The organism is Catellatospora sp. IY07-71 (assembly GCF_018326265.1).
Classification (GTDB): Bacteria; Actinomycetota; Actinomycetes; order Mycobacteriales; family Micromonosporaceae; genus Catellatospora.
In genome coordinates this window covers 4,067,275-4,081,066 of sequence record NZ_AP023360.1, presented here as the reverse complement: position 1 = coordinate 4,081,066, position 13,792 = coordinate 4,067,275, and the positions used below count along the sequence as shown (strand labels likewise).

Sequence of the window (13,792 nt, the reverse complement as noted above, 5' to 3'; positions counted from 1 at the left end):
CCGACGCCCTGGCCGGTGGACCCGACGGAGGCAGCCTGACCCTGCCGGACCCCGCAGTGGTGGCCGAGGCGCTCGCCGCCTCCCGCACCGACGGCCGTGCCGTCCGCCGGGGCGAATTCTGGTATGCCGCCGTCGTCGCGGGCGCGGAGAACCTGGGCGCGCTCGTCTGGGCCCCCGGGGACGATTCCGGCCACGCCGACCAGCAGATTCTGGAACGGGCGGCGCTGGTCACCGCACTGCTGCTGCTGTTCCGGCGCACCGTGGCCGAGGCCGAGGGCCGGGTGCGCGGCGAGCTGCTCGACGACCTGATCGCCCGGCCGGTGCGCGACCCGGAGTCGCTGCGCGCTCGCGCCCGGCGGCTTCAGGTGGACCTGTCCCGGCCGCACGTGCTGGTCGTCGTGGACGACGCGGCGGCCACCTCCGGCCCGGCCCGGCAGCGGGCGGTGTCCTGGGCGCACACGTACGCCGGCACGCATGCCGGGCTGGCCGCCACCCGCGACGGCCGGGTGGTGCTGATGCTGCCCGGCACCGAGGCCGGATCGCTGGCCCGCGCCGTGGCCCGTGAGCTGGGCCGGGTGCTGGGCCGCCCGGTCACCGCGGGCGCGGCCGGGCCCGCCGCCGACCCCGCCGGGCTGGCCGCTGCGTTCAAGGAGGCCGACCACTGCGCCACCGCGCTGGCCGCGCTGGGCCGCACCGGCGACGGCGCGTCAACGGCCGAGCTGGGCTTCGTCGGCCTGCTGCTGGGCGCGGTACGCGAGGGCGGCGACCCGGACGTCGACCGCTTCCTGCGCGACACCATCGGCTCGGTGGTCGACTACGACGTACGGCGCGGCACCGCGCTGGTGAAGACGCTGGAGTGCTACTTCGGCACCGGCGGCAGCCTGGCCCGCGCCGCCGAGCAGCTGCACGTGCACGTCAACACGGTCACCCAGCGGCTGGACCGGGTCGCCCAGCTGCTCGGCGCGGACTGGCAGCGCCCCGATCGGGCCCTGGAGGTGCAGCTCGCGCTGCGCCTGCACCGGCTGGGCGCCGGAGCGCAAACCGGCGAAGCCTAGGACCCCACCCCGGGCCGCTCCTCGGCGGTACTGACAGACGACGGCGTATCACCGCCGCGCCGCGTCCGTCCGCTGAGGAGACTCGATGAGAAGAATCGCGCTGCTCGCCGCCGTGCTGGCGCTCGGCCTGGCCGGGTGCGGCGGCGGTGATCCGGCGCCCGCGCCCAGCCCGACCGGCCTCGGCGCGGGCGGCGAGTGCGAGCTGCCCGCGGGCACCCGGCAGGCCCGGTTCGGCACCGACGGAGCCGACCTCGGCGGCGTCATCCTCGGCACCGGCGGCACCGGGATCGTGCTGGCCCACCAGAACGGCGGCAACGTGTGCCAGTGGGTGCCGTACGCGACCGAGCTGGCCGCGAAGGGATACCGCGTGCTGGCCTTCGACTTCGGCGGGTTCGGGGTGTCCACCTCGGGCTCGGCCACCAACCCGCAGCAGGTGGCGATGGCCGCGCAGGCGCTGCGCGACGACGGCGCCACAGCGATCGTGCTGATCGGCGCGTCGATGGGCGGCACCGCCGTGCTCGCCGCCGCCCCCGCCATCGCCCCGGCCCCGCTCGCCGTGGTGTCGCTGTCCGCCCCGTCGGTGTTCAGCGCCAACGCGCTCGACGCCGCCCCGAAGCTGACCATGCCCGTGCTCTACGCCGCGGGCGAGTTCGAGTCCAGCTTCGCCGACAGCGCCCGCGAGCTGCACGCACTCACCCCGAAGTCCACCGGCAGCGAGCTGTTCCTGGTCCCGACCGACTGGCACGGCGTCTTCCTGCTCACCTCCGGCGTCTCCAGCGCGCTGGACAAGGCCCGCGACAAGGTGGCCGCCTTCCTGGCCATGCACGCCCCGGCCTGACGCATGATCTCCCGCGTGCCCCGGGCAGGCGCGCGGGCAGGGGCATCGCCGCTCGCGGCGTGTGGGGGCGCACGCGCCCGCCGCGATGCCCGCAGGAAAGGGCACCTCCTGCCCCACCTCCGTGGCAGGAGGTGCCCTTGTCCGCACGTCACGGGACCGGTCCCAGGTGCGCGGGCGGCCCCGCCCCGCCCCGCCCCGCCCCGGTGACGATCCGTGATCCCGGCCAGGCAGAACACCTCGAACGGGCTCACAACTTCTGGGTTGTAGGTACAACCCAGAAGTTGTGGGCTGTGGACAGGAGGCAGGCCGGAGCGGCGGGGATCAGGCGGTGACGCCGCGCAGGACGGTGTCGACGACGCGCTCGGCGAGGTCGTCGTAGGCGTCCAGGGCCGGGTTCCAGCGGACCATGCGGTGCAGCAGCATCGGGCTGATCAGCATCGACACCGTGATCTCGACGTCGGTGTCCGGCCGCAGCTCGCCGGTGGCGATGCCGCGCCGCAGCACTTCGCGCATGACCTCCCGCCGGGGCTCGGCCATGCCCTCCTGCCAGATCCGGTATGCCTCCGCGCTGCGGTGGACCTCCGGGAACAGGCACGGCATGACCCGCACGGCGCGCTCGTCCTTCGGCCCGACCACGGTCAGCAGCCGGATCAGGTCGCCGCGCACCGAGTCGCCCAGCGGCTGCGGCGGCGGGCCCTTGAGCTTGACCAGCGCCTCCAGCAGCAGCTCGTCCTTGCCCGGCCAGCGGCGGTAGATGGTGGCTTTGCCCACCCCGGCGCGCGCGGCGATGGCCTCCATGCTCAGCGCCTCGACGGACACGCCGTCGGCCAGCAGGTCCAGGACGGCTTCGAGGATCGCCTCGTGGGCACGGGAACTGCGCGGACGCCCCTGCGTCCGCGCGGCTCCCGGCTGTGCCGGAGTCTCGGCAAGCTCAGTCATGACGAGCCGAACCTTACCCGACCGTGGACAGCCGCGACGGGCGCTGCGTCCCGTCCCCGGCGCCCGGCGACCCGGCCGCCGGAGCGGCGTTGATCGGCAGGCCCGCCCCGTCGCGCGCCGCGCCCGCGGCCGCATCCTGGCCACCCGCTCCTGGGCCGCCCGCACCGGCGGCACCCGGACCGGCGGGTAGGTCCGCGCGCCGGGGCATCCAGCGCAGCACCACCACGGCGGCGATCAGGCCGACCAGCACCGAGCCCAGCGCGGCCCAGTGCATGGCCTGCACGAACGCGTCGTTGGCCGCGTCCACCAGCGGGCGCCCGGCCTCGCCGAGCCGCGCCGCGACGCCGTACGCCCCGGCGATGGACTCGTCGGCGACCTCCCGCACCGGCTCGGGGAGCCCGGCCGTCGCGGTCTCCACCTGGCCGCGGTAGACGCCCGCGACGACGGAGCCGAGCACGGCCACGCCCATCGCGACCGCGACCTGCCGCACCGTGTTCGACACGGCCGAGCCGACGCCCGCCTTCTCGCGCGGCAGCACCGACATGATGGTGTTGGTCGCGGGCGGCATCACGTTGGCCATGCCGGCGCCCATGAAGAAGAAGTTGACCACGATGACCCACACCGGGGTGTCCACCTGCAGCGTGGCCAGCACCCCGAAGGTGGCCGTGGCCAGCAGGATGCCCGCCGCCGACACCGCGCGCATGCCGAACTTCTTCACCAGGTTCGTGGACAGCGGCGCGAACACCATCTGCCCCACCGCGAACGGCACCAGCAGCGCCCCGCTCTCCATCGGCGAGTAGTCCCGCACCAGCTGCAGGTAGAAGCCGACGAAGAAGAACGAGCCCATCGAGGCGAAGAAGAGCAGGCCGATGCTGGCCACCGAGGCCGAGAAGCGCGCGTCGCGGAACAGCTTGACGTCCAGCGACGGGTGCGTGGTGCGGGCCTCCCACCAGATGAACGCCGCGAGCACCGCCGCGCCGCCCAGGATCGCGGCCCAGACCGAGACGCGGCCGAAGCCGTGCTCGCCGCCGTCGACGATGCCGTACGTCAGCCCGACCAGGCCGATCACGGACAGCACCACGCCGACCAGGTCGATACGGCCCGGCTTGGGGTCACGCGACTCCGGCACCAGCAGCGCCACCGCCGCCAGGCCGAACAGGATGATCGGAACATTGATCATGAAGACGGAGCCCCACCAGAAGTGCTCCAGCAGGAAGCCGCCCAGCAGCGGGCCGATCGCCACGGCCAGGCCGACCGAGCCGGCCCAGATGCCGATCGCCTTGCCCCGCTCGCGCGGGTCGAACACGTTCGAGATGATCGACAGGGTCACCGGCATGATCGCCGCGCCGCCGACGCCCATGAAGGCGCGGGCCGCGATGAGCTGGCCCGGGTCCTGCGCGTACGCCGACAGCAGCGACGCGATGCCGAACAGCACCAGGCCGATGAGCAGGAAGCGCTTGCGGCCCCACCGGTCGCCGAGCACGCCGAAGCTGAACAGCAGACCCGCGAAGACCAGGGTGTACGAGTTGATGGCCCACTCCAGCTGGCTCTGGGTCGCGCCCAGGCCGTGGACGGGGTCGGCGAGCGTGCGCATCGCCACGTTGAGCACGGTGTTGTCGAGCACGACCACGAGCAGGCTGATCACCAGCACGCCGAGAATCGCCCAGCGTCTCGGGTGCCCGGTGTTCGCAGAGTCCACGTCTTCCATCCCCCAGGATTCCGATACGGCACAGTTCCGTATCGCAGCCGACGTTACGCTCGGCGCCTCCGATACGGAACCGTCCCGTATCGAAAGTGACCCGCCCCACTCCTCCTTCCAACACGGAATACCCGCGTGATCATCCGACTTGCCTGGCGACCGGGCGTGTCTTGACCGCCCATTCGCCCAGGTGCCAGGCAAGTCGAGCGATCACGAGCGGCGGCGGAGCCAGTGGCGGAGAGTGCCGTAGAGGCCGCGGCGGAAGACGAGGACGGCGGTGACGAAGACCGCGCCGGTCACGAGACCGATCTGCTCGAAGCCGGCGAAGGAGAGCCAGTCCTCCAGGCGGATCACGCCGGCCGCGCCGAGGACGGGGCCCCAGAGCGTGCCGATACCGCCGAGCACCACCACGATAACCGCCTTGCCGGAGGTGGTCCAGTGCAGCACGTCCAGCGACACGAACCGATGCCCGACCGCGAACAGCCCGCCGCCCAGCCCGGCGGTGAACGCCGACAGCAGGAACGCGGCCAGCTTGTACCGGTGCACCGGATACCCGAGCGCGCGGGCGCGGGCCGGGTTGTCCCGGATCGCGACCAGCACCCGGCCGAACGGCGAGTGCACCGTCCGCCAGACCAGGAACAGGCCGCCCGCCACCAGCGGCAGCGCCGCGTAGTAGTAGTAGAACTCGTCGGACAGGTCCAGCCCGAACAGCTCGCGCGGCACCTGCTGCAGGCCGTTCTCGCCGCCGGTCACCGAGCGCCACTGGTTGGCGATGTAGTACACCATCTGCGCGAACGCCAGGGTGACCATGGCGAAGTAGATGCCGACCCGCTTGACCGCCAGATACCCGATGGGCACCGCGAGCACGGTCGCGGCCAGTGCGCCGAGCAGCACCGCGAGCGGGAACGGCAGGCCCCAGCCGACCGCGGCCAGGCCGGTGGCGTACGCGGAGGTGCCCCAGAACGCGGCGTGCCCGAAGGACATGAGGCCGGTGTACCCGAGCAGCAGGTCCACCGCCACCGCGAACAGCGCCCAGCAGGCGATGTCGACGGCGACGGTCGGGTAGAGGTTGAACGGCAGCACCAGCGCGACGGCGATCGCGGCGACGCCGAGTGCCCAGCGCAGCCAGCGGGGCAGGATCGTGCCGCCCTGGGCGGAGCCGTTGGCCGGGCCGTGCGCGGAGCCGTTGTCGCCAGCCCGCGCCGCCGGAGCCGGGACGGCGGCCCCGGTTCCCTGGCCCTCATCCGGCGGCTCTGCGGCCGGGGCGCGATACGGTCCGCCGGGCTGTGCGGATACCGCCGCGGTGTTCAGGGTCTCGCTCATGCCGGGGCCTCCTCTCGTCCGAACAGGCCGGCCGGGCGCCACAGCAGCACCCCGGCCATGACCAGGAAGACCAGCACCTGGGACAGCAGTGCCCAGTGCTCGCCGAGCGCCTGCACCCAGGCCTGCACCAGGCCGATGGCGAACCCGGCGGCGACCGAGCCGAAGATCGAGCCCAGCCCGCCGATCACCACCACCGCGAACACCACGATGATCAGATCGGCGCCCATCAGCGGGTTCACCGCGCGGATCGGCGCGGCCAGCACTCCCGCCAGCCCGGCCAGGCCGATGCCGAACCCGAACACCGGGGTCACCCACCGGCCGACGTCGATGCCGAGCGCGGTGCTCAGCTCCGGGCGCTCGGTGGCGGCGCGCACCACCATGCCGATCCGGGTCCGGGTGAGCAGCCACCACACCGCCCCGCACACGGCCAGGGCGACGACCAGCACGAACACGCGGTACGCGGGGAAGTCGAAGGCGCCCAGGTCGACCGTGCCGGACAGCAGCGCGGGGGCGTCGTACGGGCTGGACTGCACGCCGTAGCGGGACTTCACCGCGTCCTGCAGGATCAGCGTGAGGCCGAAGGTGAGCAGGAAGTTGTAGAGCGGATCGAGCCGGGCCAGGCGCGCCACCAGCAGCCGCTCCACCGCGATGCCGAACAGCGCGAGCAGCAGCGGCATGAGCAGCAGCGCCCACCAGAAGTTCAGCCCGGCCTCGGTGAGCAGGACGTACGCGCCGAACGCGCCGAGCATGTAGATCGCGCCGTGGGCGAAGTTGACGACCCGGAGCATGCCGAAGATGACCGCCAGGCCGAGGGCGAGCAGCGCCAGGAACGCGCCCCCCACCAGCCCGTTGAACGTGTGCTGCAGGAAATTCACCATGAGCGGTGCGGGCCTTCCGAGGTTAGGAAGGGCACCTTCTTATACGGAATCCGATAAGAAGGTGCCCTTCCTTTCAAGGGGTCAGGAGAGGTTGCAGTCGGGGCTGGGGGTGCGGAAGGCCTTGTCGGCGGGGATGGTCAGGAGGATCTTGACGTAGTCCCACTCCTCGGTGACCTCGCTGGGCTGCTTGACCTGGGCGAGGTAGGCGTCGTGGATCACGCGGTGGTCCTCGGCGCGGATCTTGCCGTTGCGCAGGAACACGTCGGAGACGGTCTTGCCCTCCAGCTGGGCGACCACGGCGTCGGAGCCGTCGGTGCCGGCGGACTGGACCGCCTCCAGGTACTGCAGGGCGGCGGAGTAGTTGGCGGCGTGCGCGAAGGTCGGGCGGGCGCCGGTGACCTTCTTGAAGCGGTCCGCGAACTCGCGGTTGACCAGGTCGTAGTTCCAGTACCAGGCGTCGGTGTAGGTGGTGCCGGCCAGCGCCGCCGGCGTCAGCGAGTGGATGTCGGTGAGGAACATCAGGCCCACGGCCAGGCCGACGCCCTTGTCCCGCAGCTTGAACTCGTTGTACTGCTTGACCAGCGCGACCAGCTCCGCGCCGGCCTGCATGGTGCCCAGCACGTCCGGCTTCGGGCTCAGCGTCGGGGCCTTGAGCAGGTACGTCGAGAAGTCGCCGCTGGTGTTCGGGAACGGCGCGGCGTCCCGGCTGACGATCGTGCCGCCCGCGTCGGTGACCGCCGCCGAGAAGCTCTTCTCCATGTCCTGGCCGAACGCGTAGTCCGGGTACACGATGTACCAGTTCTTCGCGCCCTGCTCGGTGGTGTTGCGGCCGGTGCCGTTGGCCAGCATGTACGTGTCGTACGCGTAGTGGAACGTGTACTTGTTGCACGACTTGCCGGTCAGGTCGGTGGTCGCCGCGGAGATGTTGAAGTAGAGCTTCTTCTTCTCCTTGGCCACGTCGGCGACCTTGAGCGCGGCCGACGAGGTCGGCACGTCCAGGATCACGTCGACGGCCTTGCGGTCGTACAGCTCGGCGGCCTTGGCGTTGGCCACGTCGGGCTTGTTCTGGTGGTCGACGCTCTCCACGCCGAACTCCTTGACCACGGCCTTGTCGCCGTACCTGGTCTTGTAGTCCTCGATGGCCAGCTCGACCGCGCTGACCGAGTTCTTCCCGGACAGCTGCGAGTACGCGCCGGACTGGTCGTTGAGCACGCCGAACACGACCTTGCCGTCGGACAGGCCGCCCGACCCGGACGCGCCCTGCGGCCCGCCCCCGCCGCAGGCCGAGGCCAGCAGCGCGGTCGAGCACAACACAGCCGACAATGCTTTGGTACGCATGAAACTCTCCCTAGGGGGATGGGGATGTGCGTTTCAGATGCCGAGGTAGGCCAGCAGGTCCTGCTCGCGCGCGGCGACCTCGGAGTTCTCCAGCGACTCCACGACGCGCCCCTCCGCCAGCAGGTGATGGCGGTCGGCCACGGTCGTGGCGAAGTGCAGGTTCTGCTCGACCAGCAGCACGGCGACCCCGTACTGCTTGGCCTGGCGCAGGATGTCGCCGACCTGCGCGACCAGCAGCGGGCTCAGGCCCTCGGTGGGCTCGTCGCACAGCAGCAGCCGGGCACCCATGCGCAGCACCCGGGCCAGCGCGAGCATCTGCTGCTCGCCGCCGGACAGGGTGGTCGACGGCGCGTTGCGGCGGGCGTGCAGGTGCGGGAACGCCTCGTACACCCGCTCCAGCGGCCACGGGTCCGGGCCGACCACGGGCGGCAGGGTCAGCGTCTCGGTCACGGTGAGCGTGGCGTAGCAGCCGCGGTCGTCGGGCACCCAGCCGAGCCCGGCGCGCGCCCGCCGGAACGCGGGCTGCCCGGTCAGCGGGCGGCCGTCCAGCTCGACCAGCCCCTGCTGGCCCGCGTGCAGGCCCATCACGCAGCGCAGCAGGGTGGTCTTGCCGGCGCCGTTGCGCCCGCACAGGGTCACCACCTCGCCCGCGGCGATGTCCAGGCCGACCCCGCGCAGCACCCGCGCCTCGCCGTACCAGGCGGAAAGATCATCGATGCGCAGCACGGCCGGCTCCCTCACCCAGGTAGGCGCTGATCACGCGCTCGTCGGCGCGCACCTCGTCGTAGCCGCCCTCGACCAGCACCCGGCCCGCCTGCAGCACGGTGACCCGGTCGGCCAGCGCGCCGACCACGGACATGTTGTGCTCCACCATGACCACGGTCCGGCCCTGCCGGACGGTGCCGATCAGGGCCACGGTGCGGTCGACGTCCTCCAGGCCCATGCCGGCCGTCGGCTCGTCGAGCAGCAGCACCTTCGGCTCCAGCGCCAGGGCCAGGGCGAGTTCCAGGGCGCGCTTGCGGCCGTACGCCAGCGCGTCGGCGGTGGTCTCCGCGAGGTCGGCCAGGCCGACCATGTCCAGCAGCTCCATGGCCCGCGCGTCGTAGCGCCGCATCAGCTTCGCCGACCGCCAGAACTGCCAGGCCAGGGCCGATCCGCTCTGCAGCGCCAGGGCCACGTGCTCGCGGGCGGTGAGCTGTCCGAACAGGCTGGTGATCTGGAAGGACCGGGCCACCCCGCGCCGCGCGAACCCCTCCGGAGCCAGGCCGGTGACATCGGCGCCGGCCACCTCGATCCGGCCCGCGGTCACCGGCAGGAAGCCCGTGAGCAGGTTGAACAGTGTGGTCTTGCCCGCTCCGTTCGGCCCGACCAGGGCGTGCACGCTGCCGGGCGCCACCGCCAGGTCGACCCCGTCGACCGCCCGGAACCCGCGGAAGTCCTTGGTCAGGCCGCGGGCATGCAAAGCCGGCGGATCTGCGGTCATCTGCTGCTCCTTGTGGTGGTTCGTGGCACGTGATCCGGCTCACTGCGAATGCCGGGAAACGTATGACTCACCAGGGATGAACAGCCATGTAACCCGTCCACACAATCGACACGTCGATGATGTGCGATTCCCGGGGTTCCGGGCACGGCTCATGCCACCATCGGAAGGAAGCGGACAAACCGGTCCGATCATCCGAATGCGGGAGGGTATCGATGGCCAACGCACCCGGCGTCCCGACCTGGGTCGACCTGAGCACCACCGATCTGAAGAGCGCCACCGAGTTCTATACAGACCTGTTCGGCTGGGACCCCGAGGTCAGCCCGGAGCCGGAGGCCGGCGGTTACACGACCTTCCGCATCGACGGCCGCCAGGTCGCCGGGGCCGGCCCCATCCAGGGCGACAGCCAGCCACCGATGTGGACGACCTACGTGGAGACCACCGATGCCGCGGCGACCGCCGCCAAGGTCGTCGCGGCCGGGGGGAACGTGCTGCTGGAGCCGTTCGACGTGCTCGGCTACGGCCGGATGGCGGTCTTCCTGGACCAGGCCGGGGCGATGTTCGCCGTGTGGCAGCCCGGCACCCACGGCGGCGGCGAGATCTTCGGCCGCCCCGGCACGCTGGCCTGGAACGAGCTGACCACCCGCGACCCCGAGGGTTCGAAGATCTTCTACGGCACGGTGTTCGGCTGGAAGCCGCAGGACATGCCGTTCGGCCCGGTCGTCTACACCGAGTTCCAGCTCGACGGCGCGCGGGTGGCCGGGCTGATGCCGATGGAGGGCGACGTGTGGCCGGAGGACCTCCCGCCGCACTGGATGGTGTACTTCCACGTCGACGACTGCGACGAGGCCGCCCGCCGCGCCCAGGAGCTGGGCGGCACCGTCTCCGTCCCGCCCACCGACATCCCGCCCGGCCGCTTCGCGGTCCTGTCCGACCCCCAGGGCGCCTTCTTCAGCATCATCAAGGTCACCCCCGACCGCCTCTGAAAGGAAGGGCACCTTCTTATCGTTTTCCGTAGAAGAAGGTGCCCTTCTTAACGCAGCATCCTCAGCGGGTGGCGTTCTGCTCGCTGGTGGCATCGCTGACGATGTCGTCGATCAGGCGGGCCAGGCGCAGGTCCAGCTCGGTGAGACCGCCCGCCGCGTGCGTGCAGCAGGTGAAGGTGAGCGTGCGGTAGCGGATGTCCATGTCCGGATGGTGGTCCATGCTCTCCGCCGCCTCCCCGACCCGGGCGACCACCGCCAGCGCGGCGGGGAAGCTGGGCAGCTTCACGGTGCGGGAGATGCCGTGCACGTCACCGGTCCAGCCGGCCAGTGCGGTCAGGCCGCGCTCCAGCTCACCGGGGTTAAGGACTTCGACCATAGGGACATGATGCCCAAGGCGGGACCTCATATCCCCTGATTTCCCGTAAACACGAAAGATCGCCGCCCGCGGTGCGGAACGGCGATCTTTCAGCGGTACGGCTCAGGCCGCCTCGATCTTCTCGATGATCTCGTCGGAGATGTCAAAATTCGCGAACACGTCCTGCACGTCGTCGCAGTCGTCGAGCACGTCGATCAGCTTGAGCACCTTGCGCGCGGCCTCCTCGTCCAGCGCCACCTGCACGCTGGGCACGAAGGTCGACTCGGCCGACTCGTACTCGATGCCCGCGCCCTGCAGCGCCGAGCGGACCGCGATCAGGTCCGACGCCTCGCTGATCACCTCGAACGACTCGCCCAGGTCGTTGCACTCCTCGGCGCCCGCGTCGAGGACCGCGCCGAGCACGTCGTCCTCGCTCAGGCCGTTCTTCGGCACGATGACCTGGCCCTTGCGGGAGAACATGTACGACACCGAGCCCGCGTCGGCCAGCGTGCCGCCGTTACGGGTGAGGGCGGTGCGCACCTCGGTCGCCGCACGGTTGCGGTTGTCGGTGAGACACTCGATCAGGATCGCCACGCCGTTCGGGCCGTAGCCCTCGTACATGATCGTCTGCCAGTCGGCGCCGCCGGCCTCCAGGCCGGAGCCGCGCTTGACCGCGCGGTCGATGTTGTCGTTGGGGACCGAGCTCTTCTTGGCCTTCTGGATCGCGTCGAAGAGGGTCGGGTTGCCCATCGGGTCCCCGCCGCCGGTGCGCGCCGCCACCTCGATGTTCTTGATGAGGCGGGCGAACAGCTTGCCCCGCTTGGCGTCGATCGCCGCCTTCTTGTGCTTGGTCGTCGCCCACTTTGAGTGGCCGGACATCAGAATCCTCCGTCAGCGCGCGTGGTGAAGCTTTCCCCACCCGGCTCAGGAGGCCTGGTCACGCACCATGTCGACGAACAGCCGGTGCACCCGCAGATCCCCGGTGAGCTCCGGGTGGAACGAGGTGGCCAGCAGGTTGCCCTGCCGGACCGCGACCATCCTACCGGTGGCCGGGCCTGCGGCGACCCGGCCCAGCACCTCGACATTCGCGGTGACCGACTCGACCCACGGCGCGCGGATGAAGATCGCGTGCACCGGCTCGCCCTCCACGCCCGCGATGTCCACCGGGGCCTCGAAGGAGTCGACCTGGCGGCCGAACGCGTTGCGGCGCACCGTCATCGCGATGCCGCCGAACGTCTTCTGGTCCGGCCGCCCGTCGAGCACCTCGTCGGCCAGCATGATCATGCCGGCGCACGAGCCGTACGCCGGCATGCCCTGGGCCAGGCGCTCGCGCACGGGCTCGTACACCTCGAACGCGAGCGCCAGCTTGCTCATGGTGGTGGATTCGCCGCCCGGGATGACCAGGGCGTCGATCTCGGCGACCTCCTCGGGCCGGCGCACCGGGCGCCCGATCACGTCGCACTCGGCCAGCGCGGCCAGGTGCTCGCGTACGTCGCCCTGCAGCGCCAGCACGCCGATGACGAGGTCAGGCACGGGTCCTCCCAAGAAGATCATCCACTCTGTGCCGAGTCTATGCCGCGACCGGCGCGCTCCCGCTCACGGCGTACGCCGATGTGGCGGACACCGCCCCGGCGGCCGGCAGCGGCTCGGGCACGGTCACCTCCGGCGACGTCACGGCCGGGAGTGCCGCGGACCCGGCGGGGGCGGCGACGGTGACGGCGGCACGGGCGGCGGTCAGCGCCTGGTCGAGGTCGGCCCACAGGTCCTCGGGGTCCTCCAGTCCGACGGACATGCGCAGCAGGTTCGGGGTGATGCCGCCGGTCTCCTTGCCCGCGGCGTCGACCAGCCGGTGGGTGAGCAGCGCCGGGTGCTCGATCAGCGTGTCCACCGAGCCCAGGCTGACCGCGGGGGTGATCAGGCGCAGCGCGGCGACCACCGCGGCGGCGTCCCCGGCCGTCTCGAACGCGATCATCGCGCCGGGGCCGCGCATCTGGCGGCCGATCAGCCCGCGCGGATCGCTGCCGGGCAGGCCCGGGTAGTGCACCTTGGTGATCCCGCGGTGCACGGCCAGGCGTACGGCCAGCGTCGCGGCGGTGGCCTGCGCGGCGCGTACCCGCAGCGGCAGCGTGGCCAGGCCGCGGTGCAGCAGGTAGCCGCCCAGCGGGTGCAGCACGGCGCCGGTGAGGATGCGCACCTGGCGCAGCGCCCCGGCCCGGTGCTCGGCGCAGGCGACCACGCCGCCCAGCACGTCGCCGTGCCCGCCGAGGTACTTGGTGCCCGAGTGCACGACGTAGGCCGCGCCGAGCCGGGCCGGGTTCTGCAGCACCGGGGTGGCGAAGGTGTTGTCGACCATGAGCGGCACGTCGCCGGCCTGGATCGCCACGGTGGCGATGTCGACCAGGCTGAGCGTCGGGTTGCCCGGCGTCTCGACCACGACCAGGCCGGTGTCGGGGCGGATCGCGCCGCCGACCTCGTCCTGCTCCACCCAGGTCACGGACAGGCCGAGCAGCCCGATCGAGAGCAGGTGGTCGGTGCCGCCGTAGAGCGGGCGCACCGCCACCACGTGCTTCTTCCCGGTCAGCACGCAGGCCGCCTGGAGCACGGCGGTGATCGCGGCCATGCCGGAGGCGAACGAGACGGCGGCCTCGGTGCCCTCCAGCTGCGCGAGGGCCTGCTCGAAGCGGGCCGTGGTGGGGTTGTACAGCCGCTGGTACACCGGGGTCGCGGCGGTGGCCGCGCCGTCGGCGAAGGCGCCCAGGGCCGCGCCCGCGGCGACCTGGTCGTGCATCGGGTACGTGGTGGAGAAGTCCAGCGGGAGTGCGTGCACCCCGAGCTCGGCGAGGTCTTCGCGGCCCGCGTGCACGGCACGGGTGTCGACGGCGTAGGTCATGCGCGGATCTT

Annotated in this window: 13 protein-coding genes and 1 pseudogene; 3 read left to right on the top strand and 11 right to left on the bottom strand. The window is 71.9% G+C overall.

From position 1 onward, the window contains the following. Window positions 1-59: 59 nt before the first annotated feature. Window positions 60-1,055: pseudogene (locus tag CS0771_RS39680) on the top strand (PucR family transcriptional regulator); the annotation flags it as partial. Between the two features lie 85 nt (window positions 1,056-1,140). Continuing rightward, window positions 1,141-1,893, top strand: coding sequence for an alpha/beta fold hydrolase (locus tag CS0771_RS18275; protein WP_212842115.1), 753 nt, complete (start codon window positions 1,141-1,143; stop codon window positions 1,891-1,893). A gap of 321 nt (window positions 1,894-2,214) precedes the next feature. Here CS0771_RS18275 and CS0771_RS18270 read toward each other — a convergent pair whose 3' ends face one another. From CS0771_RS18270 to CS0771_RS18240, 7 genes are all read right to left on the bottom strand, one after another. Then, the gene (locus tag CS0771_RS18270) at window positions 2,215-2,832 is read right to left on the bottom strand and encodes a TetR/AcrR family transcriptional regulator (RefSeq protein ID WP_212842114.1); all 618 of its coding nucleotides are present in this window, start codon (window positions 2,830-2,832) and stop codon (window positions 2,215-2,217) included. Window positions 2,833-2,845: 13 nt separating this feature from the next. Further along, the gene (locus CS0771_RS18265) at window positions 2,846-4,540 is read right to left on the bottom strand and encodes an MFS transporter (RefSeq protein WP_212842113.1); all 1,695 of its coding nucleotides are present in this window, start codon (window positions 4,538-4,540) and stop codon (window positions 2,846-2,848) included. 201 nt (window positions 4,541-4,741) lie between these two features. Next, window positions 4,742-5,854 (bottom strand): branched-chain amino acid ABC transporter permease, encoded by a 1,113-nt coding sequence (locus CS0771_RS18260; protein WP_212842112.1) that lies wholly within the window; start codon window positions 5,852-5,854, stop codon window positions 4,742-4,744. Continuing rightward, a complete protein-coding gene (locus CS0771_RS18255; protein WP_212842111.1) occupies window positions 5,851-6,732 on the bottom strand; it encodes a branched-chain amino acid ABC transporter permease in 882 nt (293 codons plus the stop codon). The genes CS0771_RS18260 and CS0771_RS18255 overlap by 4 nt, the downstream gene beginning before the upstream one ends. Before the next feature lie 81 nt (window positions 6,733-6,813). After that, window positions 6,814-8,070, bottom strand: coding sequence for an ABC transporter substrate-binding protein (locus tag CS0771_RS18250; protein ID WP_212842110.1), 1,257 nt, complete (start codon window positions 8,068-8,070; stop codon window positions 6,814-6,816). A 33-nt stretch (window positions 8,071-8,103) separates the two neighbouring features. Further along, on the bottom strand, window positions 8,104-8,796 hold the full coding sequence (locus CS0771_RS18245; protein ID WP_212842109.1) for an ABC transporter ATP-binding protein: 693 nt from the start codon (window positions 8,794-8,796) through the stop codon (window positions 8,104-8,106). Continuing rightward, window positions 8,780-9,553, bottom strand: coding sequence for an ABC transporter ATP-binding protein (locus tag CS0771_RS18240; RefSeq protein WP_212842108.1), 774 nt, complete (start codon window positions 9,551-9,553; stop codon window positions 8,780-8,782). Before CS0771_RS18240 ends, CS0771_RS18245 begins: the two co-directional genes overlap by 17 nt. Before the next feature lie 212 nt (window positions 9,554-9,765). On the opposite strand from CS0771_RS18240, the gene CS0771_RS18235 reads away from it, so the two are divergent. Continuing rightward, entirely contained in the window at window positions 9,766-10,536 is a 771-nt protein-coding gene (locus tag CS0771_RS18235; protein WP_212842107.1) for a VOC family protein, read from the top strand. Window positions 10,537-10,597: 61 nt separating this feature from the next. Here CS0771_RS18235 and CS0771_RS18230 read toward each other — a convergent pair whose 3' ends face one another. From CS0771_RS18230 to CS0771_RS18215, 4 genes are all read right to left on the bottom strand, one after another. Beyond that, window positions 10,598-10,912, bottom strand: a complete 315-nt coding sequence (locus CS0771_RS18230; RefSeq protein ID WP_212842106.1) for a 4a-hydroxytetrahydrobiopterin dehydratase — start codon at window positions 10,910-10,912, stop codon at window positions 10,598-10,600. A 102-nt stretch (window positions 10,913-11,014) separates the two neighbouring features. Further along, the gene (locus tag CS0771_RS18225) at window positions 11,015-11,770 is read right to left on the bottom strand and encodes a YebC/PmpR family DNA-binding transcriptional regulator (RefSeq protein WP_203751425.1); all 756 of its coding nucleotides are present in this window, start codon (window positions 11,768-11,770) and stop codon (window positions 11,015-11,017) included. Window positions 11,771-11,815: 45 nt separating this feature from the next. Next, window positions 11,816-12,445, bottom strand: coding sequence for a pyridoxal 5'-phosphate synthase glutaminase subunit PdxT (gene pdxT / locus CS0771_RS18220; protein ID WP_203751428.1), 630 nt, complete (start codon window positions 12,443-12,445; stop codon window positions 11,816-11,818). Between the two features lie 16 nt (window positions 12,446-12,461). Beyond that, on the bottom strand, window positions 12,462-13,781 hold the full coding sequence (locus tag CS0771_RS18215) for a PLP-dependent aspartate aminotransferase family protein (protein WP_212842105.1): 1,320 nt from the start codon (window positions 13,779-13,781) through the stop codon (window positions 12,462-12,464). Window positions 13,782-13,792: the final 11 nt, after the last annotated feature.

What these genes read in the sequence shown, in the direction of transcription:
- CS0771_RS18235 (WP_212842107.1), top strand. Translation starts at nt 9,766, where the DNA reads ATGGCCAACGCACCCGGCGTCCCGACCTGGGTCGACCTGAGCACCACC.
- CS0771_RS18260 (WP_212842112.1), bottom strand. Translation starts at nt 5,854, where the DNA reads ATGAGCGAGACCCTGAACACCGCGGCGGTATCCGCACAGCCCGGCGGA.
- CS0771_RS18240 (WP_212842108.1), bottom strand. Translation starts at nt 9,553, where the DNA reads ATGACCGCAGATCCGCCGGCTTTGCATGCCCGCGGCCTGACCAAGGAC.
- CS0771_RS18270 (WP_212842114.1), bottom strand. Translation starts at nt 2,832, where the DNA reads ATGACTGAGCTTGCCGAGACTCCGGCACAGCCGGGAGCCGCGCGGACG.
- CS0771_RS18265 (WP_212842113.1), bottom strand. Translation starts at nt 4,540, where the DNA reads ATGGAAGACGTGGACTCTGCGAACACCGGGCACCCGAGACGCTGGGCG.
- CS0771_RS18250 (WP_212842110.1), bottom strand. Translation starts at nt 8,070, where the DNA reads ATGCGTACCAAAGCATTGTCGGCTGTGTTGTGCTCGACCGCGCTGCTG.
- CS0771_RS18275 (WP_212842115.1), top strand. Translation starts at nt 1,141, where the DNA reads ATGAGAAGAATCGCGCTGCTCGCCGCCGTGCTGGCGCTCGGCCTGGCC.
- CS0771_RS18230 (WP_212842106.1), bottom strand. Translation starts at nt 10,912, where the DNA reads ATGGTCGAAGTCCTTAACCCCGGTGAGCTGGAGCGCGGCCTGACCGCA.
- pdxT (WP_203751428.1), bottom strand. Translation starts at nt 12,445, where the DNA reads ATGATCTTCTTGGGAGGACCCGTGCCTGACCTCGTCATCGGCGTGCTG.
- CS0771_RS18255 (WP_212842111.1), bottom strand. Translation starts at nt 6,732, where the DNA reads ATGGTGAATTTCCTGCAGCACACGTTCAACGGGCTGGTGGGGGGCGCG.
- CS0771_RS18215 (WP_212842105.1), bottom strand. Translation starts at nt 13,781, where the DNA reads ATGACCTACGCCGTCGACACCCGTGCCGTGCACGCGGGCCGCGAAGAC.
- CS0771_RS18225 (WP_203751425.1), bottom strand. Translation starts at nt 11,770, where the DNA reads ATGTCCGGCCACTCAAAGTGGGCGACGACCAAGCACAAGAAGGCGGCG.